This window comes from Actinomadura sp. 6N118 (assembly GCF_044326415.1).
Lineage (GTDB): Bacteria > Actinomycetota > Actinomycetes > Streptosporangiales > Streptosporangiaceae > Spirillospora.
Genome location: NZ_JBIRAZ010000038.1, coordinates 1 through 14,878, shown reverse-complemented (window position 1 = coordinate 14,878; position 14,878 = coordinate 1). Strand labels below are relative to the sequence as shown.

Annotated in this window: 16 protein-coding genes and 1 pseudogene; 6 read left to right on the top strand and 11 right to left on the bottom strand. The window is 68.5% G+C overall.

Annotated elements, in window-relative coordinates; all coding sequences use genetic code 11:
- The first annotated feature begins 25 nt into the window (after nucleotides 1-25).
- Together ACH34W_RS51565 and ACH34W_RS51560 are read left to right on the top strand one after the other, a co-directional pair.
- On the top strand, nucleotides 26-856 hold the full coding sequence (locus ACH34W_RS51565) for an SDR family NAD(P)-dependent oxidoreductase (RefSeq protein ID WP_395968633.1): 831 nt from the start codon (nucleotides 26-28) through the stop codon (nucleotides 854-856).
- A gap of 199 nt (nucleotides 857-1,055) precedes the next feature.
- On the top strand, nucleotides 1,056-1,619 hold the full coding sequence (locus ACH34W_RS51560) for a dihydrofolate reductase family protein (RefSeq protein ID WP_395968632.1): 564 nt from the start codon (nucleotides 1,056-1,058) through the stop codon (nucleotides 1,617-1,619).
- A 24-nt stretch (nucleotides 1,620-1,643) separates the two neighbouring features.
- On the opposite strand, the gene ACH34W_RS51555 is transcribed toward ACH34W_RS51560, so the two are convergent.
- From ACH34W_RS51555 to ACH34W_RS51540, 4 genes are all read right to left on the bottom strand, one after another.
- Entirely contained in the window at nucleotides 1,644-2,045 is a 402-nt protein-coding gene (locus ACH34W_RS51555; RefSeq protein ID WP_395968631.1) for a VOC family protein, read from the bottom strand.
- A gap of 110 nt (nucleotides 2,046-2,155) precedes the next feature.
- Complete coding sequence (locus ACH34W_RS51550; protein ID WP_395968630.1) at nucleotides 2,156-2,656, bottom strand: pyridoxamine 5'-phosphate oxidase family protein; 501 nt, start codon at nucleotides 2,654-2,656, stop codon at nucleotides 2,156-2,158.
- 92 nt (nucleotides 2,657-2,748) lie between these two features.
- Nucleotides 2,749-3,174 carry a VOC family protein gene (locus tag ACH34W_RS51545; protein ID WP_395968629.1) on the bottom strand — a complete coding sequence of 142 codons (426 nt, stop codon included), beginning with the start codon at nucleotides 3,172-3,174 and terminating at the stop codon, nucleotides 2,749-2,751.
- Between the two features lie 52 nt (nucleotides 3,175-3,226).
- A complete protein-coding gene (locus ACH34W_RS51540) occupies nucleotides 3,227-3,766 on the bottom strand; it encodes a cysteine dioxygenase (protein ID WP_395968628.1) in 540 nt (179 codons plus the stop codon).
- Nucleotides 3,767-3,876: 110 nt separating this feature from the next.
- On the opposite strand from ACH34W_RS51540, the gene ACH34W_RS51535 reads away from it, so the two are divergent.
- Together ACH34W_RS51535 and ACH34W_RS51530 are read left to right on the top strand one after the other, a co-directional pair.
- Nucleotides 3,877-6,534 (top strand): ATP-binding protein, encoded by a 2,658-nt coding sequence (locus tag ACH34W_RS51535; protein ID WP_395968627.1) that lies wholly within the window; start codon nucleotides 3,877-3,879, stop codon nucleotides 6,532-6,534.
- Nucleotides 6,535-6,632: 98 nt separating this feature from the next.
- On the top strand, nucleotides 6,633-7,337 hold the full coding sequence (locus tag ACH34W_RS51530) for a hypothetical protein (protein WP_395968626.1): 705 nt from the start codon (nucleotides 6,633-6,635) through the stop codon (nucleotides 7,335-7,337).
- Nucleotides 7,338-7,389: 52 nt separating this feature from the next.
- Here ACH34W_RS51530 and ACH34W_RS51525 read toward each other — a convergent pair whose 3' ends face one another.
- A complete protein-coding gene (locus tag ACH34W_RS51525) occupies nucleotides 7,390-7,908 on the bottom strand; it encodes a hypothetical protein (RefSeq protein ID WP_395968625.1) in 519 nt (172 codons plus the stop codon).
- Nucleotides 7,909-8,010: 102 nt separating this feature from the next.
- Here ACH34W_RS51525 and ACH34W_RS51520 point away from each other — a divergent pair, with 102 nt between their 5' ends.
- Entirely contained in the window at nucleotides 8,011-9,021 is a 1,011-nt protein-coding gene (locus ACH34W_RS51520) for a LuxR C-terminal-related transcriptional regulator (RefSeq protein ID WP_395968624.1), read from the top strand.
- Entirely contained in the window at nucleotides 9,022-9,585 is a 564-nt protein-coding gene (locus ACH34W_RS51515; RefSeq protein WP_395968680.1) for a class I SAM-dependent methyltransferase, read from the top strand.
- A 223-nt stretch (nucleotides 9,586-9,808) separates the two neighbouring features.
- Here the strand turns inward: ACH34W_RS51515 and ACH34W_RS51510 are convergent, their stop codons facing one another.
- From ACH34W_RS51510 to ACH34W_RS51485, 6 genes and pseudogenes are all read right to left on the bottom strand, one after another.
- Nucleotides 9,809-10,291, bottom strand: coding sequence for an SRPBCC family protein (locus tag ACH34W_RS51510; protein ID WP_395968623.1), 483 nt, complete (start codon nucleotides 10,289-10,291; stop codon nucleotides 9,809-9,811).
- The gene (locus ACH34W_RS51505; RefSeq protein ID WP_395968622.1) at nucleotides 10,288-10,611 is read right to left on the bottom strand and encodes an ArsR/SmtB family transcription factor; all 324 of its coding nucleotides are present in this window, start codon (nucleotides 10,609-10,611) and stop codon (nucleotides 10,288-10,290) included. The genes ACH34W_RS51510 and ACH34W_RS51505 overlap by 4 nt, the downstream gene beginning before the upstream one ends.
- 250 nt (nucleotides 10,612-10,861) lie before the next feature.
- Nucleotides 10,862-11,785 (bottom strand): RNA polymerase sigma-70 factor, encoded by a 924-nt coding sequence (locus ACH34W_RS51500; RefSeq protein ID WP_395968621.1) that lies wholly within the window; start codon nucleotides 11,783-11,785, stop codon nucleotides 10,862-10,864.
- Between the two features lie 47 nt (nucleotides 11,786-11,832).
- Nucleotides 11,833-12,603, bottom strand: coding sequence for an SDR family NAD(P)-dependent oxidoreductase (locus ACH34W_RS51495; RefSeq protein WP_395968620.1), 771 nt, complete (start codon nucleotides 12,601-12,603; stop codon nucleotides 11,833-11,835).
- 256 nt (nucleotides 12,604-12,859) lie between these two features.
- Nucleotides 12,860-14,035 (bottom strand): sensor histidine kinase, encoded by a 1,176-nt coding sequence (locus tag ACH34W_RS51490; protein WP_395968619.1) that lies wholly within the window; start codon nucleotides 14,033-14,035, stop codon nucleotides 12,860-12,862.
- A 91-nt stretch (nucleotides 14,036-14,126) separates the two neighbouring features.
- Nucleotides 14,127-14,783 (bottom strand): annotated as a pseudogene (locus ACH34W_RS51485) (response regulator transcription factor); the annotation flags it as partial.
- Between the last annotated feature and the right edge of the window lie 95 nt (nucleotides 14,784-14,878).

Below are 14,878 nucleotides of genomic sequence, written 5' to 3'. Positions count from 1 at the left end.
CTACCACCGGCCGACGGAGGCCACCATGAACACCACCGCACGTCCCCTCGAGAACCGCGTCGCCCTCGTGACCGGAGCCAGCCGCGGCATCGGCGCCGCCACCGCGAAGGCCCTGCACGAGGCCGGTGCCGCCGTCGTCCTCGCCGCCCGCGACGCCGCCGCGCTGTCCGCGCTGGCAACGGAGATCAACGACGCGGGCGGCCGCGCCCTGCCCGTCCCGACCGACGTGACCGACGCGGACGCGGTCGAACGGCTCATCCGCCGCACGATGGAGGAGTTCGGACGGCTCGACGCGGCCGTCAACAACGCGGCCGGTGGCGGCCACCGGCCCATGCCCCTGGCGGACGTCGACGTCGACGACTTCGACAGCGCGATGGCGGTCAACCTGCGCGGCGTCTTCGTGGCGATGAAGCACGAGATCCCGGCCATGCTGGAAGGCGGGGGCGGCGCGATCGTCAACATGTCGTCCACTGCGGGGCTGCAGGCGGTGGGGGGACTGGCGGCCTACGTGTCGAGCAAGTTCGCCCTCATCGGGCTGACCAGATCCGCCGCCCTCGACTACGCCGAGGCCGGGGTGCGGATCAACGCACTCGCTCCTGGGCCGATCCTCACCGAGCAACTCCAGGCGGCAGGGGAACAGGCGCAGCGCATGGCCGCAGGCGCGATCCCCGCACGCCGCATCGGGCGACCGGAAGAGGTGGCCGCCGCAGCGGTGTGGCTGTGCTCGGACGCCGCGTCGTTCATCACGGGAGCCGCGCTGCCGATCGACGGCGGAAAGCTCGCAGGGATGGCGCCCTTCGCCCGGCCTCCCGCGCCCGCCTCCGCCGCAGGTCCCGGTGACAAGGCCCCCGCATAAGCCCGTTCGGCCAGTCCGTAGGACCGGCGGCGCGGAGAAACGCTTCAGCCGACGCGATGCGCGCCGCTACAAAAGATCGCCTCCCGTCATGATGATCTTCGCGTGGGGTGGGGAGATATGAGGGGATCCCGCGAGCCGCGATGAATTCTGCGACGTCCGGCGGTCGTACTAGCGAACCCGTTATCGAGGAGGACGTCTGATGCGCAGCGTGACTTATTCGATGAGCGTCTCACTCGACGGTTACATCGCCGGGCCGGACGGCGGCTTCGACTGGGGGGAGCCCGACGAGGAGGTCTTTCGCTTCTGGATCGACGAGATACGACAGGTCGGCGCCCACCTGTTGGGACGGCGGCTGTACGAGACGATGCTGTTCTGGGAGACCGCCGACCAGGATCCATCGATCGACGACTCAGGGCTCGAATGGACCGCGCTCTGGAAGCCGCTCCCCAAGGTGGTGTTCTCCACCACGCTGTCGACGGTGCAGGGCAATGCGCGCCTTGCCTCCGGCGGCCTGGCGGAGGAGATCGAGCGGTTGCGAGCCGAGCCGGGGGAGGGCGACATCGCGATCGGCGGGGCGACTCTCGCCGCCGAGGCGGCAGCGTTGGATCTGATCGACGAGTACCGGGCCATGGTCTATCCGGTGCTGGTCGGCGGTGGCATTCCGTTCTTTCCCCAGCGCGAGCGCCGGGTGGATCTCGAACTCGTCGAGACCCGCACGTTCAGCTCAAGAGTCGTCTACTCCCACTACCGCGTGGCGCGCTAGGCCGTGCCTGAGCGCGCTGCCGCCTTAGGGCCACACCACCCCTTCGTCGGTCCACGTGACCCCTTTGTTGCGGCACAGGCAGAAGGGATGCCCGACCGGGTCGGTGTAGACCTGCCAGCCGTAGCCCTCGGGTCCGATGAAGTCCTTCTGCAGTGTCGCCCCGAGCTTGACGACGCGGCGCTGCTCGGGCTCGATTTCGTCCACTTCGAAGTCAAGGTGGTACTGCTTGGGGTGTTCGTTGTCGGGCCAGCGCGGGGGGCGGTAGTCGTCCACCCGCTGGAAGGCCAGCTCGATCTTCCCGAAGGCGATGCCGGCCCAGTTGTCGTCGCTGCCCTCCTTGATCGGGCGGCCTGTCACCTCGGAGTAGAAGGCCGCCAGCTTCATCGGGTCCGGGCAGTCGATGATGAAGTCCGTGAGTTGCAGCATCAGAAAATCTTGCCATAGGGCAGGGCGCAACCGGCAAACGCTGCTGCTTCTCACCTACCAAGCCACAAAGCGGCAGCGGGGGACCGCACGGCGCTCAGGCGCGCTGACGCTCAGGCGCGCTGACGTTCCTCCCGCTGGCGGATCAGCTCCTCGACCGGGCTCGGCAGAGTCGTCTCGAAGTCGATCAGCTTCGCCCAGGTCGGGGTCACGACGATCCGGACCATGCCGTCGTGGTAGAGCGAACGGATCTCCACCTCCCACTCGACCCGTTGCTCGGGCGTCATCTCGTAGGTGCTGGTCGTCTGGAGATACTCGTCCGGGATGCCATCGACGTAGTCCAGCTCGGCCCGGCCGCGGATCAGCAAGATCTTGGGCGGGTGCACCTCGGTGTCGATCGTCAGGGCGACCATCGGGTTCTTGCTCAAGGCCTTGAGCTTCGGGGCGTTCTTCGGGGTGCACATGACGATCTCCGAGCCGTTCCAGGCGAAGATGATCGGAATGTTGCGGGGTGTGCCGTCATTGGCGACGTAGGCCAAGCGGGTCATGTCGCGGGCCAGCAGTTCTTGAGCAATCGGCCGGTTCAGAACTTCGGTGATCTCGTTCGGTTGCACGGTCAGCCCTTCGTCGTCGTTCCTTGGTCCGCCCAGCGGATCGTTCTGGTTGGTCGCAGCCCGGCCGCGAGAGGCCGTCAGCTGAGGGGCCGTCAGCCGAGCTCCTCGGACAGTCCGAGGATGATCCCCTCGGGGCCGCGGATGAAGCAGAGCCGGTAGCTGTCCTCGTACTGCGCCACCTCGCCCACGAGTTCGGCGCCGTGAGTGCGCAGGCGGGCAACGACGTCGTCGATGTCTTCGACGACGAACATGATGCGACTTATGCCCAGCGTGTTGGCCGGTGCGTTGCGCGGCTCACGGCTGATCGCCGACGGCGTGTGGAATTTCGACAGCTCGACCCGCCCGTGGCCGTCCGGGGTCCGCATCATGACGATGTCGGAACGGACGCCCTCGAGCCCGACGACACGGCCGGCCCAATCTCCCTCGACGAGCGCCTTGCCCTCCACCTCCATACCGAGTTCGGCAAAGAACGCGATAGCGGCCTCAAGATCGTTGACAACGATGAGGATGTTGTCCATCCGCCGGAGCGTCATGGTGGTTCTCCTTCTTTACGGTAGTTTTCCGATCAGTTCAGCGGACCGGGAGGTCGTAGTAGCGGCGGACGCTGGAGCCGATGCGGTCCAGGTCGGTGCCGTAGATGTGCAGGGAGACGGCGGTGCTGTCGCCGACGTTGCGGACGCGGTGGATGTCGCCGGGTGGGGCGAAGCCGCTGACGTCGCCGGTCAGGTTCGGGTTGCTGCCGACCTCGATCAGGGCGGTGCCGTCCTCGGAGACCGTGTAAAGGTCCTCGTGCTCCACGCCGGCGAGGACGCCGAAAACGCACCAGGTCACGTGGTCATGGATGCGGGTCAGCGCGCCGGGCTGCCAGACGATGGCCACCATCGAGAACGAGCCGTCCGGCTCCATGTGCAGGCGGTGGCCGGCGAAGGTACCGCGCTCACCGGCAAGCTGATCCGCGGAGAGCAGTTCGGGCGGCGGCAGGTGCTCGCGCAGTGCGTCGGCCACATAGGACGTGGTGTCGCGCCAGTCGGCGTGGCGGGCGACGGCCGCGCGTACCGCGGTGATCAGTTCGTCCAGTTCTGTGGCGGGGCGGATGGCTAGGGTGTCCATGATGTCCTCCCTCCTGTCGGGTGTGCCTTTAGCCTCCGCCCGGAGGGGAGCCGCGGTCATCCGTGCCGACCGCAGAGCACCACGGATGCCGCCACGGAAAGGGGCCGAGGGTGGCGGAGCGGATATCTGACCGGGAGACCGAGGTGCTGACCGCGCTCGGCGCACGGCTGTCGAACGCGCAGATCGCGAATCGGCTGCACATCTCCGTGCGCACGGTGGAAAGCCACGTGTCGTCGTTGCTGCGCAAGTACGGAATGGCCGACCGGTGGGCGCTGGCGGAGCTGGCACGCTCCGGGGTGCGGGAGCCGGGCCGCATCGCCGGTCTGCCCGCGTCCGGCACGACGTTCGTCGGCCGCGACGCCGAGCGCGCTGCCGTGCTGGCCGCGGTCGAGGAGGCCCGGCTGGTGACGCTGCTGGGTCCGGGCGGTGTGGGCAAGACCCGGCTGGCCGCGGTGGTCGCCGAGGACGCCGTCGCGCTGTTCCCGTCCGGTGGTGCGTTCGTGGATCTGGTGCCGGTGCGCGACGGGTTCGTGGTGAGGGCGGTCGCCACCGTGCTCGGGGTGACGGAGGGCTCGCACCAGCCGCTGGAGGAGGCGGTCGCGGCGCGGCTGGGCACCGGGCGGTCGCTGCTCGTCCTGGACAACTGCGAGCACGTGATCGACGAGGCGGCCGCGTTCGCCGAACGAATCCTGGCCGCCTGCCCGGGCGCTCGCGTGCTGGTGACCAGCCGGGAGCGGCTGGGCCTCCCGGGTGAGCGCAGCGTGCCGATCTCCCCGCTGCCGCTGGGCTCGGACGCCGAGCGGCTGTTCCACGACCGGGCGCTGGCCGCCGACCCGCAGTTCGTGGCGGAGCCCGCGGTGATCGCCGAGTTGTGCGCGCGGCTGGACGGCATGCCCTTGGCGATCGAGCTGGCCGCGGCCCGGGGGGCGTCGCTGGGTGCCACGGGGTTGCTCGCCGCCCTCGAGGACGCGCTGCGGCTGCTGTCCGGCGGCCGGGGTGGCGACGAGCGGCACCGATCCCTGCGCGCGGTCCTGTCCTGGAGCTATGACCTGCTCGGCGAGGACGAACAGACGCTGTTCCGGCGGCTCGGGGTGTTCGTCGGGGCATTCGACATCGACGCCGCGGCCGCCGTCGGCGGAGACCGGGCGGGCGTGGCGGACCTGCTGGGCCGGTTGGTGGACAAAAGCCTCGTGGTGCACCTGCGCGGGCGGGTCAGCCGCTGGCGCCTGCTGGAGACGGTACGAGCGTTCGCGCTGGCTCAGATGTCCGCCGCCGGTGAGGAGGACAAGACCAGGGCCTGGCACCTTCGCTGGGCCGAGTCCGCGGCGTCCGCAGTGGAGGGCAGGCTCGGTGATCCCCTGTGGCGGGAGGACTTCGACGCCATGGCCGCGGATCTGCGGGCCGCGCTGACCGCGTCCGGCGGTCCGGACGAGGTGACGCACCGGCTGGCGAGTGCGTTGGCGCACCTGACCTTCGCCCGCCGGCACCTGCTGGAGTCCTTCGCGCACCACCGGACCGCCGCCGCGCTCGCGACGAGCGCGGCCTCGGCGGCGCGCGATCTGCGGGCGGGAGCCTGGTGCGCGCACGTGAGCACCACGTCCAACCAGCACGTGTACGAGTTGCTGCTGGAGGCGGCCGAGCAGGCACGGCGGGATGGGGACGAACGCGGGCGGGCGATCGACCTGGCGCGCGCGGTGGAGACGGCGTGCCGGTTCCCCGAGGCGTTCGAGACCGGCGTTCCGAACGAGTACCTGATCGGCCTGCTCAACGACGCGGTCGCAGCCGGGCACGGCGACGATCCGGAGGTGGCGGCGTGCGTGGCCTTGGCCCGCGCGTGGCTGGCCGGCCCGGACAGGGGCGTGCCGGACCCCGAGCTCGCCTCGGCCGCCGTCGCCGCCACCCGGGCGACCGCGGATCCGGTACTGATCAGCTCCGGGCTGTGCGTGGAGGCGACCGCGGCGCTGCACGCCGGACGGCTGCGGGAGGCCAACCGCATCACCCGGGAACGCCTGCGGCTGCTGCCGTCCATGGATCGCAACGACCCATACTGCGGGCCCGAGATCTGCAACACCTATGGCCGGGCCTGCATCTACGCGATCATCGTCGGCGACCTGCGCGGCGCGATGGCCGCAGCGCGGGCGGGCATAGAGGACGACCTGCTGCGCGACACCCACATCACGGCCAGCCGCCTGGTCCAGCCACTCGTGCTGACCGGACGGTTCCGCGACGCGATCGGATACGCCGAGCGGATGTGGGACCAGTGGGAGCGGGCCGGACGTCCGGCGCCGCGCTGGATGTTGCCGGCGGTGTGCACAACGATGCTGGCGTGCGCGATGCTCGACGAACCGGAATCAGTTGCGCTGTGGAGGTCCCGCGCCGCGGAGGTGGCCGATGGCACGCTCGGCACGGCGGCGGCCATGACGTTCGCAGACACCCGCCTTGCCATCCATGACGGACAGTTCGACGACGCCGAATCCCTCGTTCGTAAGGCCTTCGCCGTCAACGCGCCGCTGGACCCGTACCTGGCGTACGCGCGGGCGGCGGGCGCGGAGCTGGCCGTGGTGGCGCGGCTGCCGGACGCGGCGGAACTGCTGGCGGCCGCCACCCCGCTCGCCGAGGAGAACGGCTGGGCGACGGCCTGCCTAGCCCGTGCCCGCGGGCGCCTACACGACGATCGTGCCGAGCTGGCTCGCGCACTCAAAGCGTGGGAACGCCTGGACGCGCAAGCGGAACGGGACCACACACAAACGTTGCTGGCGCAGCGCTAGAAATCCGCCCTCTGCTTGTGATCAACAAGTTGACTCACCTACGATCCACATATATTCCACATGCACGTGGACTCCACGTACATCGGAGGTGTTCGGCCTTGCCCAACAAGACGCTCTACATTCGCGACGAGGACCTCCCCGCATGGGAGCGCGCCGACCAAGCAAGCAAGGCCGCCGACGTGAGCACCTCACAAATCGTGGCAGCAGCCCTACGGCAATACCTGCCCAGCCCCAAAGACATCCAGGTCGTCTACAAGGCAGACGAGGGCGGCCATGCGTTCGATGGGCGGCCGCAACTCGAATACGGCTACCACGCCTCGCAGGGGCGAGGCTGGATGCTGAACCACTACCTGCAGGACGAGCACGTGGTGGAGGGAGTATTCACCAGGGGTGACCTCGGAGACGCACACCAGGTGATCGCGTCGGCCCGGCGAGTGGTGGCTGATGCTCTGGCCCATCCGGAACGCAAGCTCGAAGAGATCACGGTGGAGGTCGGAGACCCTCAGGTCATCACCGGCTTCGTTGGCCGGTGGCTCGTCGAGCCAGACAGAGACAAGGCACAGACGGCAATAGACGGGTACGGCCCTGCAGGCGAATACATGGGGGTCGCTCTCACCAAGCGTGGACGGATCGCGGTGTACATCGCGTATCGGAACGAAAACTCACCCCCCGCCAGGCTCGAGGACTACGACACCCTCGACGACGCAAAACGCAGCGCGGTCCCTGCTCACATCGCGGCCAGGGCGGCACAGGAACTCGGCGAGTATCTCGGCGCAAAGCGTGTCATCTGGCGCGACATCTGACCGTAGATGGGCGGGCCGGCCTTTGTGGGCCGCCCGCCCTATCGGATTTGCGCTACTTGAAGCGCGGGCACTTGACCCGCGGGTTGTGGGTCGCGAAGTTCCCGTACGGGTTCTTCAGCCAGGCCCACACGTGCAGGTCGTAATGGACTGGCATGCCGGGTTCGTGGCCCAGCATCGGACCGTCGAACCAGTAGTGGTCGAACAGCTTCGGGCGGTCGCGGCCGGTGTGTATGTCGTTGTCCTTGTCGATGACGATGTATTCCACCGCCACCAATTTCAGGCCCCTATGGCTTGGGGCGTAGACCAGTGCCTCCGGCTTGGACGGGACGACCTTCCTGTCCAGACGGCTGGGCTTGACGAAGTGGTAGCCCATCCCCGGGACGCACTCGCCGACCAGTTTGAATCCGTCGGCCTTGGCGTTCCTCGCCCAAAGATACTTCTTTGTCCATTTTCGCACCTTATGTATGGCGGCCTTGTCGTCGGGCGGGTCCGCGGACGCGGTCCCCGTCACGCCGAAGCTCGCCGCGGCCAGCGCGAGCGCCATCACAGCGGCGCGTTTTCGGTGCTTCATGGTTCCCCCTTAATTTTCCGATATGGCCAATATTTGATCGGCCAGAGGCGGGGGGCTATCCCAGGATTCTGGGATAGAGGGGGCGAAGTCTACGATGGATTGGTGAATCGAGAGATGCTGCGCCGGGTGCGAAGTGAAATCGAACGTTTCGGGCGCTCCGACCTTGATTGGGTCGACTTTGCGACACAGGCCACCAAGGCGTTGAATCGCCTTGTCGCGTTCGACAGCTGCCGCTGGTACACGGTCGATCCGGAAACCCTGTCATTCACCGGAACCCTGGCCAAAAACATGCGCCGCGCAAATTCAGGGTCCGGCGATGAGGAATTTCCTCCAGAGGACATCAACCACTGGTCATGTCATCGGAAACCAGCTCTTTCCGGGGGCGAGCTGCGCGCGTTCTGCGTGATCGACGGAGCCTGCTGGGGCGCGACCGTGTTCCTCCGCGGCCCGGACCGCCCCGATTTCGGTGAGGATGAGGTGCGGGCCCTCACCGCGCTCTCCGAGCCGATCGCGGACGGGCTGCGGCGCACCCTGCTGATCTCGTCAGCGACGGACGCCACCGTGGGCGACGGCGTCCCGGGCATCGTGGTGTTCGGCGAACGGGGCGGCGTCGAGTCGATCTCGGCGGCGGCCGAACGCTGGATCGAGGACATGGTCGAGGTGCCGCCGCCCGGGAGCCCGGCCGAATCCACGATGGTCACGATCATCGCGGCTCGCACCCGCGGAGGCGCGGCGCTTCCGGCCCGCTCCCGCGTCCGGACCCGTTCGGGCCGGTGGCTCAGCCTCCACGGGACCAGGCTCTCCGACCGCGGCGTCGCGGTCGTCATCCAGGCCGCCGCGCCCCACGAGGTCGCACCGCTCATCGCCCACGCCTACGGCCTGTCGGGTTGCGAGCGAAGGATCGCCCGGCTCTGCCTGAACGGCCTGTCCACCAAGGAGATCGCCGAGGCCCTGCACGTCTCGCCGTACACCGTCCAGGATCATCTGAAGTCCATCTTCAGCAAGACCGGCACCCGCAGCCGCACCGAGTTGATCGGCCGGGTCTTCCTCAAGTACTCCGCGTCCCCCTTCGAAAGCCTTGATGCCCCGGTTCCGGCCAGGTCGTTTTTCTGAATTCCCAGGAATGCAGAACTCGCGCGCCCCTGCAGGCCGCGGCACTCCCCGGACACCGTCACCGAGGTCATCGCGGTCGAACCCGAACCCCACCTGCGCGCCCTCGCCCGGGCCCGCGCCGACACCATTGCCGCCGAGGCCCGCGCCGACACCATCACCGACCACGCCACCGTGCCGATCAAGATCGTCGACGGCTGGGCCGACCAGCTACCCGCCGACGACGCCTCCTGCGACGCCGCCATCGCCTCCCTGGTCCTGTGCTCGGTGCCCGACCAGGACGCCGCACTCGCCGAGATGGCCCGGGTCCTCAAGCCCGGCGGCCAGCTGCGGTTCTTCGAACACGTCCACGATCCGCGACCCGCACGGCGCCGCATCCAGCAGACCCTGGACGTCACTCACGTGTGGCCCTGGTTCGGGGGCGGCTGCCACTGCTCCCGCGACACCCTCAGCGCCATCAAGCGAGCCGGCTTCACCATCGACCACCTCGACACCCTCACCAGCGCCGACACTGGCATGCCCTTCCCCGCTACCCCGCAGATCCTCGGCACCGCCACCCGCCCCTGACATCAGGAAAGCGCCCCACCGCGCACACATCAGCCATGTCGTCGTCGCGGTCATCATCGTGCCGGCACTGGCCCTTCCCCGTAGAGCGACACGGGCGACGACGTCGACGCGGTCAGACCCTGACGTGGATCACCGACTCGCGCTGGAACGCTCAATGGCGGTAACTCCGCCCTAGCCAACGCCCCAACGCCACTCACTTGTCGGTTGGTGCTCAGGCGCCAGATCAGCTGTCCTCGGTGAACAGGGCGGCATACCGGTCCAGGTACAGCGGCCATCCTTGGTCGTCGCCAACACCGTCGCGGACCGATTCCCAGCCGGGGCCGTGCCGGTCAAGGTGGCGGTGCTCCAGCTCCACCCGAGTGCGCTGAGGGGTCTCGGCGACGAACCGGACCTCGACCTCGCTGGTGTTGTCCGGTTCGGTCTCGATCTGCCACTGCGGGCTGATGTCCCAGCTGAACACCACACGGTCCGGCGGTTCGTAGGCCAGGACACGCGCCCAGCGGCATTCGCTGCCGTCGGCGCCCCTGTCGTAGATGTGTCCGCCGACCTTCGGCTCGAACACGGTCTCGGCGATCGGTGCGCCGAGCAGGTTGTGCTCGGGCGGCTTGAAGTCGCCGAACCGCTCGGTGAACACCGCGAAGGCCTGCTCGATGGGCGCATCGACGACGATCTGCCGGCGAACCACCACAGCCGCTGCTTGGGTCATGATTTCTCCTCGGTCGATTGGTCGACGACGTCCTGATAGCCCTCCAGCGCGCGGTTCCAGAACGTATCAAGCTGATCACGCAACGCTGCCAAGCCCGCCGGATTGAGCCGATACACCCTCCGGGTGCCCTCGGCCTGATCAGTGACCAGCCCGGCATCCTTCAACACCTTCAGGTGCTGGGACACCGCCGGCCGGCTGATCGGCAGCTGCTCGGCCAGCTGGCCCACGGCCCGGGGCCGCTCGGCCAAACAGGCCACGATGGCGCGCCTGGTGGGATCACCAAGAGCCTCCCACCCAGAACCATCTTGGTTAGCGTCCACGAACCGTAAGCTACGACTTACGGATACCGATGTCAAGGCCACCGGGGACGTCCGTGACCGACCGACGTTCTGGAGCACCACCCCCGGCGGACGTAGCCCAGTGTGTGCAAGGAAGACCGCTGGATGGACCTGCTGGCGAAGCCGCCGCAGGTTTTTCCACGTCACGTATTGCTGGAGGAGTTGTGGCGATCATCCAGCGCGTGGCCGGCCGTGCTTGCCGCCATCAGTAGTCTCTGGGCCCTGCTTTGGGTCATTCTGTGGGCCGGTCAGCCTGGTTCGCCTCGCGGAGTGCCGCCCAGGCGTCCGCTACGGGACCGACGTGCGCGAGCTTGTCAGGGTTGTTCACCGTGCGGATGGTCTGGATCTGTCCGTCGAGTACGTCGAGCGCCCAGGTACTGAGGACCTGACCGTCCCGATCGCGGAAGATCGCGCCGGGCTGGCCGTTCACCTGCTGTGACTCCACGACGCCGCCGCCCCTGACGACCAGCGGGACGAACGCTGCGAGCACCCGGGCCACGTTCTCGACGCCAAGGATGACCGGCTTCCATTGCGGGGCCTTGCCGCCGCTGTCGCCGATCATGTGAACGTCGGCGGCCAGCAGTTCGGCCAGCTCGTCGACGTCCCCTTGCCGGAAGGCGTGGAAGAACCGTTCGGCGAGTTCCTCGCGTTCCTTGCGGTCGGCCTCGAACCGGGCCCGGCCCGCGTCCATGTGACGTCGCGCCCGCACCGCGAGCTGGTGGCACGCCGCCTCGGATCGCCCCACGGCCGAGGCGATCTCCGGGAAGCCGAAGGCGAACACCTCCCGCAGGACGAAGACCGCGCGTTCGAGCGGCGTGAGCCGCTCCAGCAGGAGCAGGGCCGCCATCGACACCGAGTCGGCCAGCTCCGCCGACCGCGCCGGGTCCTCGTAGGGGTCGGTCAGCAGCGGCTCGGGGAGCCACGGCCCGGCGTACTCCTCCCGCCGGACCCGGGCCGAGCGCAGCACATCGATCGAGATCCGGGTGACCACGGTCGAAAGGAAGGACTTGGCCGACGCGGGCTGGGCTGGGGATGCCTGGTAGCGCAGCCAGGTCTCCTGGACCGCGTCCTCGGCCTCGCTCACACTGCCCAGGATCCGGTAGGCGATCGAGAACAGCAGCGGCCGCAGCTCCTGGAACTCTTCGGTCTTGGTCAAGCCAGCTCCTTCTTGAACGTCCGCCACCACGACGTGCCCGGGCCACCTCACCAGGGCAGCGGGCCGTCTTCGCCGAAGAACCCACCGGTCGGCCCGTCCGCGCCGAGCGTGGCCAGGCGCACCACGACCGCGGCGCCCTGCGCGGGGGTCAGGTGCCCGGTGTGGTTGTTGCTGTCGGTGTCGACGTAGCCGGGAGCGGCGGCGTTGACCAGGATGCCGTCTTTGCGCAGCTCGTTGGCGTACTGCACGGTCAGCGCGCTCAGCGCGGACTTGGAGGGGGTGTACGCGACCGAGGGCATCAAGGCTGCGAACGGACCGTCCGGGTCGCTGGTGAGGGTCAGCGACGCGGCGTGGCTGCTGACGTTGACGATGCGCGGTGCCGGTGACCGCCGCAGCAGCGGCAGCATGGCGTTGGTCACCGCGATCACCCCGAAGACGTTGGTCTCGAACACCGTCCGGACCATGTCCAGGTCGACCGAACTCGGGACCTGATCGTAGGCGTCTTGTGGTGAGACCTGCCCGGAGCCGGTGATGCCGGCGTTGTTGATCAGTACGTCGAGGTGGCCGAAGCGCTCCTCGACCCGCCTCGCGGCCGCCCTGGCGGTGGTCTGGTCGGTGACGTCCAAGGTGACCGTGTGCACGTCGCCGCCGCCCGCCGCGCGCATCGCCGCAGCGGCCTCCTCGCCACGCCGCTGGTCTCTGGCCCCGACCAGGACCGTCATGCCCAGCGCAGCGAGCTGCTCGGCAACCGCACGGCCGATCCCCTTGTTCGCCCCGGTGACCAGCGCGATCTTCTGGTGTGTGGTCTGCTCGCTCATGACCAGCTCCTTGCTACAGGTGGCGTGTTCTTCTCAGAACCTGCTTTCGAACACGAGACGAGACAGCCCGGCCGTTCCTGACACGCGGACAGGAAAAAGTTTGAAGAGAACGCTGGCGGCGCGGCTAGACGCGGCCAAGACGCGGGCGCGGGCCCTGGCGAGGGCGCGGGCCTGGGCGGGGCGGGGCGGGCACAGAACCGTCGCCGCTACGCCACCGGCGGAGTCTGCCTTGCGGAGCCGGCCATCGGATTTCCCATCAACGATCTAGTGGGCGCCACTCGGCGACGATGCCTGCGACGTGCCGGGGAAGTCGAATCGTGACGAGGAGACCGCCGGTGGAGCGGGGCGTGAGGTCGAGGGTCCCATCGTGTGCTCGGACGATGCTGAGCACGATGGCCAGCCCGAGACCGACGCCGACGTGCTCGTCGGTGCGTATGCGTTGTGTTCCGCGTTGGAAGGGTTCGGTGAAGGTCGATACGAGTTCCGGTGGGAGCCGATAGCCGGTGTTTTCGACCCACAGCACGCTCGTGTCGTGCTGCGATTCGGTGTGGACCGTTACGGTGCCGCCGGCGGGGAGATTGTGGACGATGGCGTTCTGTACGAGGTTGGTCACCATCCGCAGTATGAGCGCCGCGGAGCCGACGGTCTGGGTTGTCTCGCCGGTGACGTCGAGCGTGATCTGGCGCCGTTCGGCGAGGGGAAGCAGCGTTTCGGCGGCTTCTTCGGCGATGAGAGACAGGTCGACGGGTTCACGGGTGAAGCTCCTGCGGTCGCTTCGGCTGAGCAGCAGGAGGGCTTCGATGAGGTCGATCGCCCGGGTGTTGGCAGCGTCAAGGCGTTCGATGAGTTCGCCCTGGTCCCGTCTGGGGTCGTTGCGGGCGACGTCGAGGAGTGTCTTCGAGATCGCCAGCGGGGTGCGCAGTTCGTGAGAGGCGTTCGCGGCGAACCGTTGTTGCTCGCTGACGTGGGATTCGAGTTGTTCGAGCATGGTGTCGAACACGTCGGCGAGTTCGCGGAATTCGTCGTTGGGGCCTTCCATGTGGATCCGGTGGGACAACGATCCGTTCGCGGCCATCCGTGCCGCGTCTGCGATCCGCGTGAGCGGTGCGAACATCCGGCCGGCGAGGATCCATCCTCCCAGGAGGCCGAACACCAGGAGGAAGGCCATCGCTTGGGCCGCGGGGGGGACGAAGGCGCGCTGGAGGTCGGTGCGGTTGGGTATGTGCGGGGGTGCCGGCCCATCGGGCCAGCCACGCCCCGGCTCGCGTTCGGGCCAGCTGCGCACCGGCTCGGCTGTGATCGCACCGTCGGGTACGTAGCGCAGCAGGAACAACCACACCACGGCCAGCAGGAGAGCGCCGGCGAGAAGGAGGAATCCGGCGTAGCTGATGGTGAGCTTCAGCCGGGCGCTGAGCCCTGGACGCCTATTCATGAAGGCTGCCAGGGTGAGCGGGACCCTTGCCGGTGTCCTCGCCGGGGCCCTTACCGGTGTCTTCGTCGGCGTCTTGGCCGGTGTCTTTGCCGGTGTCGATTCGGTAGCCGACGCCGGGCACCGTGGCGATGAGCCACGGTTGGCCGAGTCGTTTGCGCAACGCGGAGACGGTGATGCGGACGGCGTTGGTGAAGGGGTCGGCGTTGGCGTCCCAGGCACGCTCCAGTAGCTCTTCGGCGCTGACGACACCGCCTTGGGCGGCGACGAGGACTTCGAGCACGGCGAACTGCTTGCGGGTGAGCGCGACGTAGCGCCCGTCGCGGAAGACCTCCCGGCGGAAGGGGTCCAGCAGCAGGCCCGCGATCTCGAAGACCGGCGGCCGGGCGTGCGCGCGTCTGCGGTCCAGCGCCCGCAGCCGCAGCACGAGCTCGCGGAGCTCGAACGGTTTGGTGAGGTAGTCATCGGCGCCGAGCTCGAACCCGGAGGCCTTGTCGTCGATCCGGTCGGCGGCGGTGAGCATGAGGATCGGGATGCCGCTGCCGGAGGCGACGATGTGTCGGGCGATCTCGTCACCGGAGGGGCCGGGGATGTCGCGGTCGAGGACGGCGAGGTCGTAGGAGTTGATGCTGAGCAGTTCCAGGGCGGAGTCGCCGTCGTTGGCGATGTCGGCGGCGATCGCCTCCATCCGGAGACCGTCACGCACGGCTTCGGCCAGGTAGGGCTCGTCCTCCACGATCAGCACGCGCATACCCGGAGCCTAAACAGCACGGCATATCGCCGACATATGCAAACCGGACATGCGCCCCCGCGTCGGCTCCCGCCTCCGCCCACCCCCGCCCCGCC

Bases quoted from the DNA above. Each gene is read 5' to 3' on its own strand.
- ACH34W_RS51495 (WP_395968620.1), bottom strand. From the start codon at position 12,603: ATGAGCGAGCAGACCACACACCAGAAGATCGCGCTGGTCACCGGGGCG.
- ACH34W_RS51525 (WP_395968625.1), bottom strand. From the start codon at position 7,908: ATGAAGCACCGAAAACGCGCCGCTGTGATGGCGCTCGCGCTGGCCGCG.
- ACH34W_RS51545 (WP_395968629.1), bottom strand. From the start codon at position 3,174: ATGGACAACATCCTCATCGTTGTCAACGATCTTGAGGCCGCTATCGCG.
- ACH34W_RS51490 (WP_395968619.1), bottom strand. From the start codon at position 14,035: ATGAATAGGCGTCCAGGGCTCAGCGCCCGGCTGAAGCTCACCATCAGC.
- ACH34W_RS51510 (WP_395968623.1), bottom strand. From the start codon at position 10,291: ATGACCCAAGCAGCGGCTGTGGTGGTTCGCCGGCAGATCGTCGTCGAT.
- ACH34W_RS51540 (WP_395968628.1), bottom strand. From the start codon at position 3,766: ATGGACACCCTAGCCATCCGCCCCGCCACAGAACTGGACGAACTGATC.
- ACH34W_RS51565 (WP_395968633.1), top strand. From the start codon at position 26: ATGAACACCACCGCACGTCCCCTCGAGAACCGCGTCGCCCTCGTGACC.
- ACH34W_RS51560 (WP_395968632.1), top strand. From the start codon at position 1,056: ATGCGCAGCGTGACTTATTCGATGAGCGTCTCACTCGACGGTTACATC.
- ACH34W_RS51555 (WP_395968631.1), bottom strand. From the start codon at position 2,045: ATGCTGCAACTCACGGACTTCATCATCGACTGCCCGGACCCGATGAAG.